Source organism: Streptomyces sp. NPDC047085, from assembly GCF_040643735.1.
Taxonomy (GTDB): domain Bacteria; phylum Actinomycetota; class Actinomycetes; order Streptomycetales; family Streptomycetaceae; genus Streptomyces.
In genome coordinates this window covers 100,087-117,270 of the sequence record NZ_JBEYUW010000010.1, presented here as the reverse complement: position 1 = coordinate 117,270, position 17,184 = coordinate 100,087, and the positions used below count along the sequence as shown (strand labels likewise).

Genomic DNA, 17,184 nt, shown 5'->3' with positions numbered 1-17,184 from the left:
CGGGACAGGCACAGCGCATCCTCTTGCGGCGATCAGATCTGGTTGAGTCCGCCATCCACGAAAAGCTCGGATCCGGTGACGAAGCTGCTCTCATTGCTGGCGAGGAACAGTGCGGCAGCAGCAGCCTCGTCCGGGTGCCCCATGCGACCCAGCGGAATCTGGCTGGCGAAGGCGTCCCTCATCTGTGCGGCCTGGTCGGCGTCGGCAGCCAGGCCGGTGATGCCCGGGGTGACGATCGGGCCGGGGACCAGGGTGTTCACCCGGATCGCGCGGCCGCTCAGTTCGTTGGCCCAGGTGCGCGAGAAGGAACGGACCGCGGCCTTGGACGCGGCGTACACGCCAAAGGCGGCGCCGCCTGAGGTCGCGGCAGTCGATCCGGTCAGGATCACCGAGGCGCCGTCGTTGAGCAGCGGAATAGCCTTCTGAACAGTGAAGAGCATTCCCCGTACGTTGATGTTGAAGGTGGCGTCGAAGTGCTCCTCGGTGACCTGCTCAAGAGCAGCGAACTCACCGCCGCCCGCGTTGGCGAACAGTACGTCGATGGGGCGTCCTCGCTCGGCGACAGCCGCGTAGAGGCGGTCGATGTCCGCGAGATCCGCGACGTCGCCCCTGACGGCGGTGGCTTCGCCGCCGATCTCGGCCAGCGCGGCGTCGAGGGCCTCCTGCCGGCGGCCGGTGATGAACACGTGGGCGCCTTCACGTGCGAATCGCTTGGCGGTGGCCAGTCCGATTCCGCTGTTGCCTCCGGTGATGACTGCCGTCTTCCCGTCAAGCTGTCCCATGATCGTTTACCCCTGTCCGGTGCGAACGCCAGAAGTCGTGCACCAAGTGTCACTGCGGTGTTACAGCCCGAACCGGACGGCCCCGAGCCCAGTTATGGACTATACGGTAAAGAACCTTGTTATGGACCGCACGGACAAAAACGTGATCGCGGGCACGCTGTCGGGGCGCGACCGGGCGGCCGGCACGGGCCTGTCCGCGAGGGCGCCGGGAAAACCCCTGACGTGCGCACCCCCTATCGCCCGGCCTCACCCCGCACGGCGGCGACGAGGGGAACGCCCAGGCCCTCCCGCGTCACCGCGAGCAGCCGGGCCTGTGCTGCGTGCCCGACGATCTGGACCGATAGGTCAAGAAGAAGGTAGGCTGCAGTCATGGGGCGACCGCGGAATTTCGATGACAACCAGGTACTGGAGTCTGCACGCGAGCAGTTCTGGAATCAGGGGTACGCGGCTACGTCACTGCAGAACCTGACGGACGCCACCGGACTGGGCAAGGGAAGTCTGTACGGCGCCTTCGGCGACAAGCGGCAGCTGTTCTTGCACGTACTGGACGGCTACCGCGAGGAACAGCTGAACGGCGTCCGGGCGGTCCTCACCGGGCCCGGGACGCCCTTCGAACGCCTGACCCTGCTCGTTGAGGGGGTGGCCAAGGGATTCACGGAGGACCCGCAGCGCCGCGGCTGTCTTCTGGTCAACAGCACGTCCGAGCTGCACAGCAACGATCCGGATGTGGTCTCCCGGGCCCGGACCACCTATCAAGCGGTCGAAGATCTTTTGATCGCCTGCGTAAAGGAAGCCCAGGACGACGGGACGGTCGAACCGAGCGCGGACGCCCAGGAGCTCGGGCGCCTGCTCCTCGCCGTCATGCAGGGCATCGAGTTTCTCGCCAAGACCGACATGGACGGCTCGGCTCTGCTGCAGATAGGCCAGGCCGCCCTCAAGCAGCTGTCTCGGCACTGAACATCCTGTGGGTCGGCATCGTCCACAGGTGATATGCCGACAAACAGCGATCCGGATGGGCCCGCCTGGGTCGGCGCGCGAGCGTCCAGCTCACCTGCCCTCCGAACGTTCCCACGAGTGGCCCGGCCGCCCGCCCCAGCACAGTTGCCGGCCCTCTTCGGCCGTGCGGCTGCGCCATCGACTGCGCCTCACAGCGGGCCGGACGACGCTCTGGCAGCCGACGGCGCCGGACCGTTTCACACGAGCGCTGCGGGCGAGCTCTACAGATTCCCGCACAGGACCTTGTTCGCGGCTCTCTTTACAGACTGTTCCGCTGCACGGCAGGGAAACGCCGGGGCGGGACTGCGCGAGGGTCTCGCGTGCCCCTCCGTAAACGACTGCACACGCCCAACGAAAAGTGATCACCATGACCACCCCTCCCCAGCCGCCCTTCACCTACAGCCTTCACAATGTGACGATTTCCGTCAGTGACCTCGACGCGTCGATCCAGTGGTGGAATCGGGTGTTCGGCCTCACCCTGCTGGCGAAGTCCCGCTTCGACGCCATCGGAGCGGACGTCGCCTTTTTGGAGGGGCCCGGTTTTCGGCTGGAGCTGCTTCAGCCCGCAAACGGTGTGCTGATCCCTGAACTGACGGCAGAGCCCCCCGCCCACATCCGCCCGATCGGCAACAAAGCCCTGGTCTTCCGTGTCGAGGACCTCGACAGCGTGACCCGCACCTTCCGTGATCTGGGGGTGACGACCGTCTGGGAGCAGATGGACCTCGGCGACGGCAGTATCTCGACCGCGATCCGTGACAACGACGGAAATCTCATCAACGTCTTCCAGCAGGGCGCAAGCCCGGTCGGCTGACACGGCGAACCGATCAACCTGGCCGCCGAGCCAGATTCAGCCGCTCCGGACGTAGTTGTCCGGGACATGGTTCGGGAGCGCCGCCGACCGCCGCCGCTGGCTAACGGAGGTTTGCGGCGGCCGACCGGCGAATGCCCTTTGCGCATGCGGCCAACGCGCGGTCTGTCAGGCGATGAGCCGGCCCTCCCGGGCGGCCAGTTCGCAGCGCCGGTTCCCAGCAGTTCCAGCGGCAGTGCTGCCATTCACCGGGGTGCGAGCCGTCGCTAACTCCGCGCGAACTCAAGCAGGTCCTTGTTGAAGATCTCGGCGTACTTGGGCACCATCGCAAGGCCATGAGGCGCGCCCTCGTAGACCTTGTACTCCGCGCCCTTGACGATCTTGGATGATTTGGCGCCCGCGGAGACGATGGGCACGATCTGGTCGTCGTCGCCATGCACGATCAGTGTCGGCACATCGACCTTCTTCAGGTCCTCGGTCGTGTCCGTCTCGGAGAACGCCTTGATGCAGTCGTAGGCGCCCTTGATGCCGACTGTCATGCTCCAGAGCCAGAACTCGTCACGTGTTCCCTGGGAGACGGTCGAGCCCTCACGGTTGGCACCGTAGAACGGGGCACTGAGGTCCTTGTAGTACTGCGAGCGGTCCGTGAGCACACCCTGGCGGATCTCGTCGAACACCTCGATCGGCAGGCCCTCAGGGTTGGCTTCCGTCTTCAGCATCAGCGGCGGGATCGCGCCGAGCAGGACCAGCTTGGCGACCCGTGCCGTGCCGTGCCGGCCGATGTAGCGGGTGACTTCGCCGCCGCCGGTGGAGTGCCCGACCAGAATGACGTCGTGCAGGTCTTCGGTTTCGATGACCGCGGCCAGGTCGTCGGCGTACGTGTCGAGGTTGTTGCCGTCCCAGGGCTGACCGGACCGGCCGCCACCGCGCCGGTCGTGAGCGATGGCGCGGAATCCGTTGTCCACCATGAGCTTCATCTGGGGGTCCCAGGCGTCGGCGGTGAGCGGCCAGCCGTGGGAGAAGAGCACGGGCTGGCCCGAGCCCCAGTCCTTGTAGAAGATCTGCGTGCCGTCCTCGGCGGTGGCGAAGGGCATGGTTGTGCTCCTCTCGATGTCCGCTCGCGGGCCTCTTACGTCACGCCCTCCGGGGATGTGACGCGAAAGCGGCGCCGCATGAGGTCAACGTTAATTGCGGGGCAGCGATTCAGCGCGTCTGGAACCACCGCTTCGGTACGAGTGGGACGGCCGTTGCCTGACAGGCGAGGAAGTGGTCTGTCTCGCACGGTGGTCCTTGCGGTCAGGAGAATTCACCGGTTACGCCACCCGAGTGAACTCCGGGCACAGTCACCCACCCGCCCTGAACATCACCACCGGTGGCGGGCGGCAGCCAGGTGGGTCACGTCCGCTGGAGTGGTGTATCGACGGCCACTCGGTGATCTCTCGGTTGAGGCTATGCGGTGAGTTCGTCGGTGCGGCGGCGAATCTCCTTGTTCAGCCGCTCTTGCGGGTTGTTCGACCAGATCTGCCGCCAGATCTCGCGGGGGAAGGCGGTGAAGGCCAGCAGCTCGTGCTGGGCGGCGTCGAGGTGTTCGGCGGCCTTGGGGAACTTGGCCTCCAGGGCGTCGAGGACGTGCCGCATCTGGGCCTTCACCGCATCGGAGTCGGGTTGTTCGAAGACCAGGCCGGCGTGAGCGTCGGAGATGACGAGCTGGACGCCGGTCAGGCCGCGGGCGATCAGCGAGCGCAGGAATGCCAGCCAGCCGGCCCCGTCCTCGGCGGTGGCGACGTCCAGGCCGAGGATCTCACGGTGCCCGTCGGCGTTGACACCGACCGCGATCAGGGCGTGGACGTTGATGATGCGGCCGCCCTCACGGACCTTCTGGGTCAGCGCGTCGACCCAGACGAATGAGTAGGGTCCGGCCTCCAGTGGCCGGTTGCGGAAGGCGGCGACCTGCTCGTCCAGGTGCTTGGCCATCGCGGACACCTGGGACTTCGACAGCTGCGTGACGCCGAGGGACTCGGCACGTTTCTCGACGCGGCGGGTCGAGACACCGAGCAGGTAGGCGGTGGCGACCACCGAGATGAGGGCCTGCTCGGCCCGGCGTCGTCGTTCCAGTAGCCAGTGCGGGAAGTAACTGCCGGACCTGAGCTTGGGGATGGCGAGTTTGACGGTGCCGGCGCGGGTGTCCCACTCGCGCGGGCGATATCCGTTGCGGTGGTTGACTCTCTCGTCGCTGACCTGCCCGTATTCTGCGTTGCAGAGGGCGTCGGCCTCGGCGGACATGAGGGCGTCGGCGAACGTTTTGACCATCGCGGGCAGCAGATCGGGACTCGCCGCGGCAAGGTTGTCTTCCGCGAGAGCGTGCAGGGCAGACTGTCGGGTGCGGTCATCGTGCTGATCTCCTTCGGGCTTCGACACCTCGAAGATCAGCCGGTGGCCGTTCATCTATGCGGGCATCATCCCGACGCCGGAGCAAACCCCCGGATCAGGTCGAACCCGTACACCATCTCCATGGACGCAACCGCGGTATCCGCCTGCTCTCCCGGATCTGTGCCGCAAGCCCGCGTGACCGAAGCCCGGCCCGACGCCGGCTCCCGCGCCAAGGCCCTCGACCACGGCGTCCGCCTCACCGCTCGGCAAACTCCATCGGAGCCCAGGCCACCGGCAGGCACAGTAAGCAGGAAATGACGTGACAGGCGGCGGGGCCTCAGGGACCATCGGGGCGTGCCGTCCGAACTGAATCGCCTCGCTCTCCGTGTCGTCACACCGGAGCCGGATCAACACGGATGCTCAGTCGAGGTCCGACCGATCATCGACGATCAGGACATCCTGGCTGCCGCTTTCGAAGAGGGCCCAGCAGAAGACCCCCGACGCCTCCTTGCGTCCTCCTCCAGCCCGCTGATGCCGTCGCACGAGCCCAGAGAGGTTCGACTCGCCGTAGCCGAATGCACGGAGGGTTGTTGCGGCGCCGTCTACGTGTCGATCAAGCGCGAGGATGACACTGTCGTTTGGGACAACTGGCGGAACCCGGACGGCAAGCTGGATCTTCCCCCGTACCGGTTCGACGCGCGGCAATACGAAGCCGAGGTTCGGCGCGCGGTTGCTGACCACAGTTGGGAATGGCCGGCCCGCACCATCGCCCGACTCCTGGAAAAGAGCCTTCAGCAGCAAACCCAGTGGCTTGATCAATGGCAGTGTGAGCTCGGTTGGGTCAGCGCCCTGCCCTCGGAGCGCGACCGCGTCGCCGTCGCCTTCTTCCATCCCTGTCGGCCGACCGGAAGTGCCGAGAGGCCATGGTTGCAGTTCCGCCATGTCCTGTCCGTCACCGACGATGCCCCCGATGACCAGGCCGAACGGATGCTGCGCGATCTCCTCCGCGTCGACCCCCGAGCGACTGGTGACCTCTGCGGTGGTTCAAGCGAGTTCGCTCGACAGCTGGGATATCCGTGGCCTGAGCGATGCCGGCCCTGAGGAGTAGGACCAGGACCATCGAGTCGTGTGACGCCGGTCCTGCCGCGGCATGCTCCTGGCCATGATCAAGAGAAACGAGCCTTCCGTTCGCCGATGAGCGAGACGACCGGGATGAAGTCTCCCGGATCACAGGCATCACTGTTCGACTACGCGCTGACGCTCCACAAGTCCGTTCCGGACAAGCCGCTTCCACGAGACGGAGCACCGTATCCGGACGATCGAGCGCACCGTCGACAACCTCGCCCCGAGGCCCCCGATGACCGAAGCCGGATCGGGTTGGACGTGGCGTCCCTCCTGGATGCTCACCTCGCCTCGCCTTCGGCCGGCCCGAGCGACCTCGCCCACGCCTTCCATGACCTCTACGTCCCGATTCACAAGAACGAGCACATCACGGCGGCTGCCCAGAGGGCCGACACCGACCGTGTTCTCCAGACCGGTCGGTGGCTCGTCAGGCACGGCACCGACCGATGCGCGGTCACCGTCGGCCTTGCCCTCCTCGCGGCCGTGGGAACGGCCGATGACATCCCCCTGATCCAAACGATCGGACTTCTGTCCAACCGCTTCGGTCCACTTGCAGCACGTGCCTTGGAACGACTGTCCGGAGACGGCGCCGAAGCCCTCCTCTGGCTCGCTGACCGAGTCACCGGCTGGGGACGGGCTACGTCGTCGAAGCCCTCTGCCGACTCGACGACCCTGCCGCCCGCCCCTGGCTCCTCCGCAGGGCATGTGACGGCGACTACCTCAACGCGTACTTCGCCGGCCCCGTCGCCGAGACCGCCGGCGTGCACGAAGTCATCACCGGACCCAGCGTGGACGACGAGGTCGTCGACCACACCGGCAGACTGCTCCTCGTGCTGACCTACAGCCAGGGCATGGGCATGACCCTCGCCCACTACCCCCACGCCGAGGCAGTACTGACTGCCCATCTGCATCACCTCGAGCGTCTGGAGCCCTCCTCGAGCCGGTACTCCACCGCCGCCTGGCTGGCCGACAGCCTCGGAAAGCACGGCGATACAGGCTCGATCGGTCCCGCCGAGCGTTGGCGCTCCCATCGGGAACGCTATCTCGCGCTTCTCGACCGCGAGGACTGGTGCCAGGTGGCCAGGGAGGCCCTCGCGGCCCAGGAACCCGGAATCCTCCGGCTCGCGGAGACGGCATCAGGCCGCAGGCTGCGAGCCTTCGCCGACCGGCCACCATCGGGCGACGGGGATTGACGCATGCCAGGAACAACCACTCCGCGCCGACATCCCGGGATTCCCGATGGGGCTTCCCTCCGAGCGAGGTCGGAGGAGAGGAGCGCTGCCCCAGGAGGCTGTCAGTGCTCGCTCATACGATCACGGCATGCCTGATGCCTTCACCGTCCTGTGGACCCATGACACGTGCCGTGCCCTGCGTAAAGCGGGTCGCGTGGGAGAGCGGCCGCCCGTCGCCTTCAGCGGCGTCCATTCCTCCCTGCCCGCCTGGTCGGGTGCCCGAGCCGACGACGAGGTGTACGCGCTGCACGTCAACCGGTGCGTCGTACATGTCGTGAGCCGGATGAGGGTGATCGACATGGAGCGGCGCGCATGCTGCGGCGTCGCGCCCACGACGTGGCAGGACCCGGCGTTTCCCGGGCACGACGACTGGTCGATGCTCGGTGCCGGTGGCTGCGGCGCCGCGGCAGTGCACGTGGACGCGACGCCAGTACGCTTCGACGTGCCGATACCTGGTGATCTTCTGACCAGGCTCACCTGGCGTAACCGCCGGGGCCAGACCCGCGGTTTGAAGTACGTGGTCGACGGCCGGCTCGAGCGCTCGGTGAGCCTCCAGGGCTTCTACCGACTGACCCCCGAGTCGGCTGGCGAGTTGGCGGAGTTCATCGGCTGAGCCGGCGCGGGTCCGCACCGAACGCAGCGGCACGGACCCCCGCTGAACGTCCCGGCGTCCCGGCGTACCCGGGTCGGACGGCGGGCGGCGTGTCCACCCGCCGTCGCGCGCGAGAAGCTGCGGCGCCTGAACCGCCGCGCCGGGTTCGACCTTCGGCGTAGGCACGTACTGCTCGGACAGTGATCGCGATGTCAGCGGCTGATGCGAGGATCCCGGCGCAGCCATACGAGGAGATCAGCATGGGCACCTGGGACACTGGCGCCTTCGACGACGACACAGCGGCCGACCATGTTCGCGGACGAGGCCCTCGCCCGGGTCGTCAGCGACGAGGCCGGGCCGGCGTCGAACTGGGTCGACCCGGCAGACTGGAAGCAGTGGCGAGCCAACCTCAACCGCCTTCGCACCGTCCTTGCCCCGCCACCACCGTCCATCCCGCTGTTCGATGTCGAGGGATGGCAGAGCGTCACCGGTAGGAGTGAGGCTTGCCGATGGTGTCGTGAGGAGATCTTGCGGGCTAGGGTGCCGAGGTGACGTGGACCGAGCGTGTGGTCGAGCGGGAAGGCGTGCGGCTTGTCTGCCGGGACTGGGGCGGAGACGGACCGGCATTGGTGCTGTTGCATGGACTGGCCGGTCATGCGGGCGAGTGGGACGCGCTGGCAGGACGGCTGAGCTCGGCATATCGGGTGGTCGCAGTCGACCAACGCGGTCAAGGCGCCAGCGACCGCTTCCCTTCCGACGTTTCCAGGGACGCCTTCGTTGAAGACGTCGTCGCCGTGGCGGAACAGTTGGGCCTGGAGCGCGTTGTTCTTGTCGGACAGTCGTTGGGCGGACACGCGGCCATCCTGGCCGCCGCGAGGCATCCTGAGGTGGTCCGCGCGTTGGTGGCCATCGAAGCCGACGTGAGCGGTCCCGACCCCGAATGGCCGACTCATATCCGCCGGTGGTTCGACTCGTGGCCGACCCCTTTCCCTCGCGCGATGCCGCGGTCCAGTTCTTCGGCGGCGGGGCGATCGGTATGGGCTGGGCGGATGGCCTGGAGGAACGCGGAGGGCAGTGGTGGCCCCGCTTCGACCGGGACGTGATGGTCCAGTCCGTGGCGGACGCCGCCCAGCACTCCTTCACGCACGAGTGGGAGCGCATCACCTGCCCCACTCTGCTCATCCTCGCCCAGTCGAGCTTCATCCCGCCCGCACGAGTCGATGAACTGATGCGCCGCCGCGTCCCGGCCATGTCCGTCAGCATCCGCGGGACCCATCATGACCTGCACCTGGAGCATCCCGACATCGTGTACGGCCTGATCTCCCAATTCCTCGCCGACCCATCTGCGTAGGGACAGGCCGGAACCTCCGCCGATGCAGCCGCTTTCAGCCGGCCGCCATCGGTTCGGCGAGGAAGTACCGGTAGGACATCCGCTCCCGGGCAGCTGTCGGCGTACTCGTTTGAGTGCTCCACGGAGGGCCATATCGCCCCCGCGAACGGATGAGTCGCCGGCCTGCCGGTACACAGCGATCGCGTCCTCCACGTCACCGCGTTCCACTCCCCCACCGTCGGGCCATTGACCGGGACAGACACAGAAGTTCGGCTGGAGCACTAGACGGCGGTTCGCGCGTTCCGCTCCCCGGCGGGCCGGGCCGCGAACGCGATGCGGCGGTGGGCCCGGCGGAGCGCGCGGCGGGCCATGTACGGGTGGACGCGGCGCGCCATCGCCAAGTAGAGCCGACCGCGCGTGTTGTGCAGCCGTACTGCGGTGGCCAGCGTCACGGAGTCGTCGTCGACCAGGACCGAGGCGCGGAAGTCCAGATGGGACGCGTCCTCGCCGAGCATGAGCTCGTGGCCGTCGGCACCCCGCTCGGTGAAGGGCAGGACATGCCGCCAGGCCCGCGGGTCGCGGGGCATGCCAGGGGCGAGCGGCAGGCGCCAGGCGTCGGTGAAGTCGGGCCGCTCGAAGGCGCCGTGGAGCAGCCGGGCGTTCGGCGGGACCGGCACCCCGGCCGGCCGGACCCACAGGAGCCGGTTGACCAGCAGGGCGCGCCGCGGACGGCGGGCCGGCGGGTGCGGCAGGGAACCGAGGGCGGCCCGCTCGGCATTGTCGAAGATCTCCTCGACCATCGTGTCGTGCACCGGCTCGATCGCGAGTTTGAAGAAGGCGAACTTGCCCACAGTCATGGTCACTTCGAGGACGTGGGAGATCCGGCAGCGGTCAGGACCGAGGGGCTCGACATCGAGCCGGTGATAGCCGGTGCCGAGGCCGTCCTCGGCCATGTCGAAGCGGACGGACCGCCCGGGCTCGTAGGCGGTGACCCTGTAGTGGATCCGGCCGTGGCCGCCGTCGGCGCCGACACCGAGGGGTCGGTCGAGGACCATCGCGGGCCAGACCGGCGTGGGGAACAAGGGGTCGTCCGGCGCGGAGAGCCGGTCGACGAGGGCGCCGACGGTCTCGGCCGGGGCCTGGACGATCCGCTCATGAACATTGCGTAGCGTGCGCGTTCCGCGCATACCCCACCTCCATACGGGAGCGTATGTTCAACCGTACGGTAGCGTATGGAAGCATGCACGAGCAGCAGGCCCCTTCGAGGCGGCCCACCCGCAAGCGCCTCTCCGCCGACGACTGGGCGGACGCGGCCCTGGCCGCACTCGCCGAGCGCGGCCTCGCCGGGGTGGCCGTGGAACCGCTCGCGGCCCGCCTCGGCACCACCAAGGGCAGCTTCTACTGGCACTTCACCAACCGGGACGCGCTCGTCGCGGCGGCCCTCGCCCGCTGGGAGGAGTTGTCCACCGAGCGGATCATCCAGGGCATGGAGGCTGCCGAGCCCGACCCCGCCGCCCGGCTCGGCGCGCTCCTGCGCGGGGCGACCGCCTCTGCCACGGAGGATCCCCTGGAGGTACGGCTGCTCGCAGCCGCCGACCACCCCGAGGTCGCGGCGGCCCTCGCCCGCGTCACCGAGCGCCGGGTCGGCTACCTCGCCCACCTCTTCGAACTGCTCGGCTTCCCACCGTCCGAAGCGCGTCGGCGTGGCGTCCTCGCCTACACCAGCTACGTGGGCCACGCCCAACTGGCCCACGCCGTCCCGGGTTCCGTACCGACCGACCCCGCATACCTGGCTGCCGTGATGGCCGCGCTGCTCAAACCCTGACCGGCTCAAGCCCTTGCCGACTCAAGCCCTTGGCCCTGGCCCGCCCGCGCGTCTGCCTGCCTGCCCGCCCGCCCGCCCGCCGGGACTTGTACCGCAGCTCCGCACCCATCACCGAGGCGGCCACGCCCTCCGAGGCCATCGCGGGACCATGAGCTCGTCCCCCAAGGCCAGCTTCCTCCAGGCATGGGCCGAGCAGCCGTAGAACTCGGCTGGAGCCAAGATCGATTGTCAGTGGTGCGTGAGACGGTAGGAGCATCAAGTCGGAACGAGGGGGAGCTGTGATGTCCGGAAACCAGAACTACATCAATCACGTTGCTCTTGTGCTGGATGCCAGTTCGTCCATGTCGCATCTCAGCCGCAAGGTCGTCGAGGTCGCCGACCAGCAGATTGCCTACCTTGCCCGCCGGTCGAGGGAACTGGACCAGGAAACCCGCGTCACGGTGTACGTCTTCGCAGACAAGGTGGAGTGCGTCATCTACGACAAGGACGTGCTGAGGATGCCGTCGCTGAAGCAGCTGTACCGGGTCGGCGGAATGACGGCTCTGCTGGCGGCCGCCCTGAAGTCACAACAGGAGCTGGCGCAGACAGCTCAACTGTACGGCGACCACAGCTTCCTGACGTTCGTACTCACCGACGGGCAGGAGAACGCCAGCCATCGCTGCCCGGATGCCCCTGCGAGGGATCCGCGTGAACTGGTGGCGGCTGTGGCCGAGATGATCAAGACGCAGGATGACAACTGGACGCTTGCCGTCCTCGTGCCGGACCAGATGGGCAAGCGCGAGGCCATGCAGTGCGGTTTCCCGAAGGACAACATCGCCATCTGGGACGCCACGAGCACGCAGGGTCTGGAGGAGGCCGGGCAGGTCATCCGGCAGGCCACCGAGAAATTCATGGTGGGCCGCACCCAGGGCATCCGGGGATCGCGGGCGGTGTTCTCCACGGGTGCCGAGGCGGTCAACAAGGACACCATCAAGGCCGCCGGCCTCACCCCGGCGGACCCGTCGCAGTACCGGCTGATCCCGGTGACGCGTGACGCGGCGATACGGGACTGGGTCATCGAATGCGGGCACACCTACCGTACCGGTGGTGCGTTCTACCAGCTGAGCAAGTCGGAGAAGATCCAGGCACAGAAGCAGATCGCGGTTCTGGAGAAGAAGACCGACCGGGTGTACACGGGACCCGAGGCCCGAGCCCTGCTTGGCCTACCGAACGTCGAAATTCGCGTCAAGCCGGACCACAACGACGACTTCACGATCTTCGTCCAGAGCACCAGCGTGAACCGCAAACTCGTCCCGAACACGCGCCTCTTGCTCATGCTCTGACACCTCGAGACACCTCGAGACGCCTTGGAAAACCCGGCAGGGTCCCGGAGATCTCGTCGTCCCGGCACCTCACCACCCGATCGACGGCTGCGGACACGGCGTTTTCGGGCGGCGGTGCCGGGCGGGTGCAGCCGAGGCCGCCTGGGCGTTGGGCCTGCAACTCGGCGCAGTGGCGACTGCCGGGGTTGCATGCAGGTCGGTCTGGAGGAGCGCCGCGCCGCGCTGCCGTCCGGTGCTGCGGCGAAGAAGCGGCTCACGGCTGTCGCCGACGCGTTGGCGGCAGTCCGGGCCGACGACGACAGACTCCCCGTACTCCGGCATCTGCTGGCCTACTACCTCGGCGAGGCCGGGATGTACGAGGCGGCGCTGGAGCAGTTCCGGCTCATCGGGCCCCTGGTGCGGCGCCGAGGTGTGGTCCAAGGACGGCGATCCGACAGAGGCGTTCCACGCAGCCCGCGCCACGGCGGTGGAGCAATCGAAGGCCAAGCCGCTGCCGCCCGCGTGACCGCGTCGCCGGCACGGTGTGTCCACGTCGAAGTAGTAGAAGTATCGGCCGACGAGTCCGAGAGCTGACCCTCCCCCCGCGAGACCGAGCGGGACGCCGACGACGCCCGCACTCGTCTGCTTCGTACGCTTTGCCGCCGTCCGCCTACGCGACGGCAAGCGACGCGCGCCCGAAGGACCCGACCGTACACCCTGACCGGTGGCACTCACGCCCACCGCTGCCGCGGCCCTCGGGCTGCTCCTCGGGTTCGCGCCCCCGGTTCGTCCTGGCCGTCGTCGGCGGTCAGCCGCGTACGTGCAGTCCGAAGCCCGTACGGCCCGTAGGCTCCAGTCCCTCCTTCAGGTTGAGCGAGGGGATCTCGTAGTCGCCGAAGTTCTGCCGCCGGAACGCGATCGGCTCGGTCGACTCCAGGGTGAGCAGGCGCTGCTCCCAGGCCTTGGCGACGTCCGCGTAGTCGTCGTCAGTCATCCGGTCGGTGCCGTACAGCACGAACGGCGGCAGCACCTCGATGCCCGGGTAGTAGAGGATGCCGTGGTGGATCGGGAACAGCAGGTCGTCGATGGGGCCGTTGATCCCGCGAGCGGCGTAGTGCGACTGCGGGCCGCCGGCGGTCACCGACAGCAGGGCCTTGCGGCCCGCGAGGGTGCCTTCGCCGAAGCGCTCGCCGTACTTGGAGTCGCTGTGCTCGCCGACGCCGTACGCGAAGTGGTAGGTGAACACCCGGTCCACCCAGCCCTTGAGGATCGCGGGCATCGTGTACCACCACAGCGGGAACTGGAAGATGATCGTGTCGGCCCACAGGAGCTTCTCCTGCTCGGCGAGCACGTCCGGGGAGAGCGTCCCGGCGTCGAAGGCCCGGCCCGAGTCCAGGGCGACCTTCAGCGGACTTGAGGCGTGGGGGCCGTAGTCGGCGGCGTCCACGACCGCCTTCCAGTTCATCGCGTACAGATCGCTGACCCGTACCTCGTGCCCGGCGCTCTCCAGTGTGGACACCGCGAGGTCCTTCAGCGAGCTGTTGAGCGACTTGGGCTCCGGGTGGGCGTAGACGATCAGCGTCTTCATGGGAACTCCTTCGGATCGGATGTCTTCGATCCTGGGCTCCGCGGCGCCCGGCGTTCAGGGGCGCTTCTTCCGTCGGACGGGACTTCCTGGTAACGGCAGTACCACCCTCAGGGGCGCCACCAAGGCCATACTGGAGGCATGGACGATCTTGCGGGCTTTCTGCGGACCCGGCGTTCCCGGGTCGACCCGGCGGCCGTCGGCATCCCCACCGACAGCCGCCGCCGGGTCGAAGGGCTGCGCCGCGAAGAGGTCGCGCATCTGTCCGGAGTCAGCGTCGACTACTACGTGCGCCTGGAGCAGGGCCGCGCGACCCAGCCCTCCGAGCAGGTCCTCGACGCGCTCGCCCGCGTCCTCGGCCTCGACGAGACCGAACGCGGGCACCTCTACCGCCTTGCCAGGCAGCACCGCCGCCGCGCGAAGGCGCCGGGTGGGCGGGTCCGGCCGGAGGTGCTGCGTGTCCTGGACCTGGTCGCCGACGCGCCCGCGCTGATCATGAACCACCGTCTGGACGTGCTCGCGGGGAACCGCCTCGCCGGGCTCCTCTTCGGACGGCCGATGCCGGGCCTGAACACCGCCCGGCACATCTTCCTAGAGGAGGCCGAGCGCGGTCTCTACGGGGACTGGGAGAACTGCACCCTCGATGTGGTCGGGCACCTGCGCCTGGCCGCCGGCAAGTACCCCGAGGACCCCCGCCTGGCCTCGCTCATCGGCGAGCTGGCGATGGGCAGCGAGCGCTTCCGCCGACTCTGGGCCCGCGCGGACGTGCGCGCCCGCACCCATGGGCGCAAGGCGTACCAGCACCCGCTGGTCGGACTGCTGGAGCTGCACCAGGAGAACTTCGCGCTACCAGATGAATCAGGCATGGAGCTGCTGGTGCTGTCCGCGGCCCCCGGCAGCCCCGCCGAGGACGGACTGCGCCTGCTCGCGAGCCTGGGCGCGGACAGCGATGACGCACATTCCCCAGTGAACGCCCAGCTCCACGAGTAACTCGACGACACTCACCCCGGCCCGGGTTGAGCCCCGACGCGAACCGATTCCCGGAGAGTGTCCTCACGGCGCGCCCGGGTCCGTGCTGCCGTTGGCTCGTTTCCGCTGGTAGTGGGTTCGGCCTTTGGCGGAGTTCCCGCAGGTGGCCATGTCGCACCAGCGGCGACGGCCGCCCCGGGAGCTGTCGATGAACAGCCAGCCGCAGCGCGATCCGGGGCAGCTGCGGGTGCGTTCCAGCGGCAGCGCCCGCAGCAGGTCGCCTGCCTGCAGGGCGAGTTCGTGGTTGAGGTAGTCAAGCCCCGATGTCTCGACGCCGACTTGGAGCTGTGGCGTGTTCCCGCGGACGGTGAGGCGCGTGCGGGCGACCGCGTGCTTCCAGTGCTTCTCGACCTGGTCGACCGCCTCCGCGGGAGCTGGAGCGCCCTGGTGGATCAGTGCCGTGATCAGATCGTGCAGAGCCTCGCGCAGCTCGCGGGTGCGGTCCAGGGCCAGCTCGGCCCTGCCAGGCTCGGTGTCGGCCAGTTGTCGCAGGTCGGTGAGGTCGGCGGGGGCGAAGTGACCGGTGAGGGCAGCCCATTCCAGCAGGCGCGGGTAACCGTCGAGCCAGTCGACCGGCTCCGCGTCACGCGCCGTCACGGTGTTCACCAGGTCGATGACGATGTGCCCACCGACCAGGTCACGGCGCCTGAAGGTGTGGGGCTGGATGGTTCCCGTCACGCGTGACCGCCTTTCATGAGCGCTTGCCTCACTCTATCCAACCAGTGTACTGATGTTATCCGGTTGGAATTCCTACCAGTTGAGTGGACAGGAGACGCCCATGGCCGGTGCCGTCGAGCTCATCGCGGCCCCTTGGAATCTCGGCCTGCGGCCGCCCGCGCCGGGGCGCGAGCCCGGCACGTGGCGAGCCCCGCAAGCGCTGTTGGCGGCGGGGCTGGAAGCACGTCTGCGGCCCGACCGAGTCGTAGAACTCGACCGTCCGCCCTACGAGTTCGACGCGCAGCCGGCGACCCGCATCCGCAACGGGGTGACCATCCGCGAACACGCGCTGCGGCTCGGCGAGGCGGTCCAGGCCGCGCTCGCCACCTCCCGGTTCCCGGTCGTGCTGGGCGGCGACTGCAGCGTCCTGCTGGGGTGCCTCTTGGGGGCCCGACGTCACGGACGCTGCGGCCTGGTTCACCTCGACGGGCACAGCGACTTCCGGCACCCCGGCAACTACGACGCCGGTTCGTCCCTCGGCTCGGCGGCGGGAATGGACCTGGCCCTGGCCACCGGCCGTGGTGAGCTGCTGCTCACCCACTGGCCGGTGGTGGGCCGACCGTTGGTCGCCGACGAGGACGTGATCCAGATCGGTGACCGGGAGGACGAGGCGACTCCCCCGGTCACCCGGTTCACGGCCCAGGAGGTCCAGCAGTTCGGCATCGCCGGTCTGGGCGAGCGGGTCATCCGCCGTCTGGAACGGCGCGAGTTGGACCGCGTCTGGCTCCACCTCGACCTCGATGTGCTCGACGAACGCGTCCTGCCCGCGGTGGACTCCCCGGGCCGTCCCGGCCTGGACTTCGCCCAACTCACGGAACTCGTCTCGACCTTGGCCGGCACGGGCCGGGTGGTGGGGCTCGACGTCGCCATCTACGATCCGGAACTCGACCCGGACGGCGCGTACGCCGCTCCCCTCGTCGACTGCCTCGCCTCCGCCCTGACCCCGCTCGCGACTCTGGGGGCGCACGCATGAAGACGCTGCTCGCCGACGGTCCCAGCCACCTGTACGCGACCGAGATGGAGCAGTTCGGACGCCTGACCGGGCACTGGGCGACCCAGATCACCTACTACGACGCCGACGGCTCACCGGCCCGCCTCGTGAGCGGCGAATGGGAGTTCGGCTACGCCCTGGAGGGCAGAGCGGTCCTGGACGTCTGGCGATGGCCCGGGCGCGAGGAACTCCCGGCCGCGGGGCGTGCTCCGGACCAGGAGTGCGGCCTGTGCGTGCGCATCTGGGATCCGCGCCTGCAACTGTGGCGGTTCACCTTCCACGGCACCGCCCGCGGCGACCTGGTGCACATGTACGCCCGCCAGATCGACGACGAGATCGTCATGGAACGCGCCGCCGTCGGCGAACTCGTGCGCTGGACCTTCAGCGACATCACCGCCGACACCTTCCGCTGGCGCAACGAACGATCGGCCGACGGCGGACACGCCTGGCGCCTCGTCCAAGAGGTCAGTGCCCGCCGCCTACGGTGAGCGGCCTCGACGCAAC

At 68.4% G+C, this 17,184-nt stretch carries 17 protein-coding genes and 2 pseudogenes; 13 read left to right on the top strand and 6 right to left on the bottom strand.

What is annotated here, in order from left to right; translation table 11 throughout:
- Window positions 1-32: 32 nt before the first annotated feature.
- Window positions 33-782 (bottom strand): glucose 1-dehydrogenase, encoded by a 750-nt coding sequence (locus ABZ865_RS29315; protein ID WP_361236718.1) that lies wholly within the window; start codon window positions 780-782, stop codon window positions 33-35.
- A 369-nt stretch (window positions 783-1,151) separates the two neighbouring features.
- Between ABZ865_RS29315 and ABZ865_RS29310 the strand changes: the two genes are divergently transcribed.
- Both ABZ865_RS29310 and ABZ865_RS29305 read left to right on the top strand, forming a co-directional pair.
- Window positions 1,152-1,739, top strand: coding sequence for a TetR/AcrR family transcriptional regulator (locus tag ABZ865_RS29310; RefSeq protein ID WP_316768582.1), 588 nt, complete (start codon window positions 1,152-1,154; stop codon window positions 1,737-1,739).
- A gap of 406 nt (window positions 1,740-2,145) precedes the next feature.
- Window positions 2,146-2,589, top strand: a complete 444-nt coding sequence (locus tag ABZ865_RS29305) for a VOC family protein (protein WP_361236715.1) — start codon at window positions 2,146-2,148, stop codon at window positions 2,587-2,589.
- 263 nt (window positions 2,590-2,852) lie between these two features.
- Here the strand turns inward: ABZ865_RS29305 and ABZ865_RS29300 are convergent, their stop codons facing one another.
- Window positions 2,853-3,680: an alpha/beta hydrolase gene (locus ABZ865_RS29300; protein WP_361236712.1), complete on the bottom strand. Its 828-nt coding sequence runs from the start codon at window positions 3,678-3,680 to the stop codon at window positions 2,853-2,855.
- A gap of 370 nt (window positions 3,681-4,050) precedes the next feature.
- A pseudogene (locus tag ABZ865_RS29295) lies at window positions 4,051-4,953 on the bottom strand (IS256 family transposase); the annotation flags it as partial.
- 357 nt (window positions 4,954-5,310) lie between these two features.
- On the opposite strand from ABZ865_RS29295, the gene ABZ865_RS29290 reads away from it, so the two are divergent.
- The 5 genes and pseudogenes from ABZ865_RS29290 (at window position 5,311) to ABZ865_RS29270 (ending at window position 9,253) form a co-directional block, all read left to right on the top strand.
- Window positions 5,311-6,057 carry a hypothetical protein gene (locus ABZ865_RS29290; protein ID WP_361236709.1) on the top strand — a complete coding sequence of 249 codons (747 nt, stop codon included), beginning with the start codon at window positions 5,311-5,313 and terminating at the stop codon, window positions 6,055-6,057.
- Between the two features lie 782 nt (window positions 6,058-6,839).
- Window positions 6,840-7,271, top strand: a complete 432-nt coding sequence (locus ABZ865_RS29285) for a hypothetical protein (RefSeq protein WP_361236707.1) — start codon at window positions 6,840-6,842, stop codon at window positions 7,269-7,271.
- Window positions 7,272-7,398: 127 nt separating this feature from the next.
- Entirely contained in the window at window positions 7,399-7,923 is a 525-nt protein-coding gene (locus ABZ865_RS29280) for a hypothetical protein (protein ID WP_361236704.1), read from the top strand.
- Window positions 7,924-8,450: 527 nt separating this feature from the next.
- A pseudogene (locus ABZ865_RS29275) lies at window positions 8,451-8,846 on the top strand (alpha/beta fold hydrolase); the annotation flags it as partial.
- Between the two features lie 29 nt (window positions 8,847-8,875).
- Window positions 8,876-9,253, top strand: a complete 378-nt coding sequence (locus ABZ865_RS29270; protein ID WP_361237318.1) for an alpha/beta hydrolase — start codon at window positions 8,876-8,878, stop codon at window positions 9,251-9,253.
- A gap of 260 nt (window positions 9,254-9,513) precedes the next feature.
- Here the strand turns inward: ABZ865_RS29270 and ABZ865_RS29265 are convergent, their stop codons facing one another.
- Complete coding sequence (locus tag ABZ865_RS29265; protein ID WP_361236701.1) at window positions 9,514-10,419, bottom strand: DUF2867 domain-containing protein; 906 nt, start codon at window positions 10,417-10,419, stop codon at window positions 9,514-9,516.
- A gap of 53 nt (window positions 10,420-10,472) precedes the next feature.
- On the opposite strand from ABZ865_RS29265, the gene ABZ865_RS29260 reads away from it, so the two are divergent.
- The 3 genes from ABZ865_RS29260 (at window position 10,473) to ABZ865_RS29250 (ending at window position 12,952) form a co-directional block, all read left to right on the top strand.
- Window positions 10,473-11,057: a TetR/AcrR family transcriptional regulator gene (locus tag ABZ865_RS29260; RefSeq protein WP_361236698.1), complete on the top strand. Its 585-nt coding sequence runs from the start codon at window positions 10,473-10,475 to the stop codon at window positions 11,055-11,057.
- A 281-nt stretch (window positions 11,058-11,338) separates the two neighbouring features.
- Window positions 11,339-12,379 carry a vWA domain-containing protein gene (locus tag ABZ865_RS29255; protein WP_361236695.1) on the top strand — a complete coding sequence of 347 codons (1,041 nt, stop codon included), beginning with the start codon at window positions 11,339-11,341 and terminating at the stop codon, window positions 12,377-12,379.
- A gap of 189 nt (window positions 12,380-12,568) precedes the next feature.
- Entirely contained in the window at window positions 12,569-12,952 is a 384-nt protein-coding gene (locus tag ABZ865_RS29250) for a hypothetical protein (RefSeq protein ID WP_361236692.1), read from the top strand.
- 214 nt (window positions 12,953-13,166) lie between these two features.
- On the opposite strand, the gene ABZ865_RS29245 is transcribed toward ABZ865_RS29250, so the two are convergent.
- Complete coding sequence (locus tag ABZ865_RS29245; protein ID WP_361236689.1) at window positions 13,167-13,946, bottom strand: NAD(P)H-dependent oxidoreductase; 780 nt, start codon at window positions 13,944-13,946, stop codon at window positions 13,167-13,169.
- Between the two features lie 138 nt (window positions 13,947-14,084).
- On the opposite strand from ABZ865_RS29245, the gene ABZ865_RS29240 reads away from it, so the two are divergent.
- Entirely contained in the window at window positions 14,085-14,933 is an 849-nt protein-coding gene (locus ABZ865_RS29240; protein ID WP_361236686.1) for a helix-turn-helix transcriptional regulator, read from the top strand.
- Between the two features lie 63 nt (window positions 14,934-14,996).
- Here the strand turns inward: ABZ865_RS29240 and ABZ865_RS29235 are convergent, their stop codons facing one another.
- Window positions 14,997-15,650 (bottom strand): CGNR zinc finger domain-containing protein, encoded by a 654-nt coding sequence (locus ABZ865_RS29235; RefSeq protein ID WP_361236684.1) that lies wholly within the window; start codon window positions 15,648-15,650, stop codon window positions 14,997-14,999.
- Window positions 15,651-15,750: 100 nt separating this feature from the next.
- Here ABZ865_RS29235 and ABZ865_RS29230 point away from each other — a divergent pair, with 100 nt between their 5' ends.
- Window positions 15,751-16,662, top strand: coding sequence for an arginase family protein (locus tag ABZ865_RS29230; protein ID WP_361236681.1), 912 nt, complete (start codon window positions 15,751-15,753; stop codon window positions 16,660-16,662).
- Complete coding sequence (locus ABZ865_RS29225) at window positions 16,659-17,168, top strand: hypothetical protein (RefSeq protein ID WP_361236677.1); 510 nt, start codon at window positions 16,659-16,661, stop codon at window positions 17,166-17,168. The genes ABZ865_RS29230 and ABZ865_RS29225 overlap by 4 nt, the downstream gene beginning before the upstream one ends.
- Window positions 17,169-17,184 lie beyond the last annotated feature (16 nt).

Excerpts from the sequence above, each read along its gene's own strand:
- ABZ865_RS29230 (WP_361236681.1), top strand. The coding sequence starts at position 15,751 with ATGGCCGGTGCCGTCGAGCTCATCGCGGCCCCTTGGAATCTCGGCCTG.
- ABZ865_RS29265 (WP_361236701.1), bottom strand. The coding sequence starts at position 10,419 with ATGCGCGGAACGCGCACGCTACGCAATGTTCATGAGCGGATCGTCCAG.
- ABZ865_RS29255 (WP_361236695.1), top strand. The coding sequence starts at position 11,339 with ATGTCCGGAAACCAGAACTACATCAATCACGTTGCTCTTGTGCTGGAT.
- ABZ865_RS29310 (WP_316768582.1), top strand. The coding sequence starts at position 1,152 with ATGGGGCGACCGCGGAATTTCGATGACAACCAGGTACTGGAGTCTGCA.
- ABZ865_RS29225 (WP_361236677.1), top strand. The coding sequence starts at position 16,659 with ATGAAGACGCTGCTCGCCGACGGTCCCAGCCACCTGTACGCGACCGAG.
- ABZ865_RS29315 (WP_361236718.1), bottom strand. The coding sequence starts at position 782 with ATGGGACAGCTTGACGGGAAGACGGCAGTCATCACCGGAGGCAACAGC.
- ABZ865_RS29300 (WP_361236712.1), bottom strand. The coding sequence starts at position 3,680 with ATGCCCTTCGCCACCGCCGAGGACGGCACGCAGATCTTCTACAAGGAC.
- ABZ865_RS29245 (WP_361236689.1), bottom strand. The coding sequence starts at position 13,946 with ATGAAGACGCTGATCGTCTACGCCCACCCGGAGCCCAAGTCGCTCAAC.
- ABZ865_RS29305 (WP_361236715.1), top strand. The coding sequence starts at position 2,146 with ATGACCACCCCTCCCCAGCCGCCCTTCACCTACAGCCTTCACAATGTG.
- ABZ865_RS29260 (WP_361236698.1), top strand. The coding sequence starts at position 10,473 with ATGCACGAGCAGCAGGCCCCTTCGAGGCGGCCCACCCGCAAGCGCCTC.
- ABZ865_RS29240 (WP_361236686.1), top strand. The coding sequence starts at position 14,085 with ATGGACGATCTTGCGGGCTTTCTGCGGACCCGGCGTTCCCGGGTCGAC.
- ABZ865_RS29280 (WP_361236704.1), top strand. The coding sequence starts at position 7,399 with ATGCCTGATGCCTTCACCGTCCTGTGGACCCATGACACGTGCCGTGCC.
- ABZ865_RS29250 (WP_361236692.1), top strand. The coding sequence starts at position 12,569 with ATGCAGGTCGGTCTGGAGGAGCGCCGCGCCGCGCTGCCGTCCGGTGCT.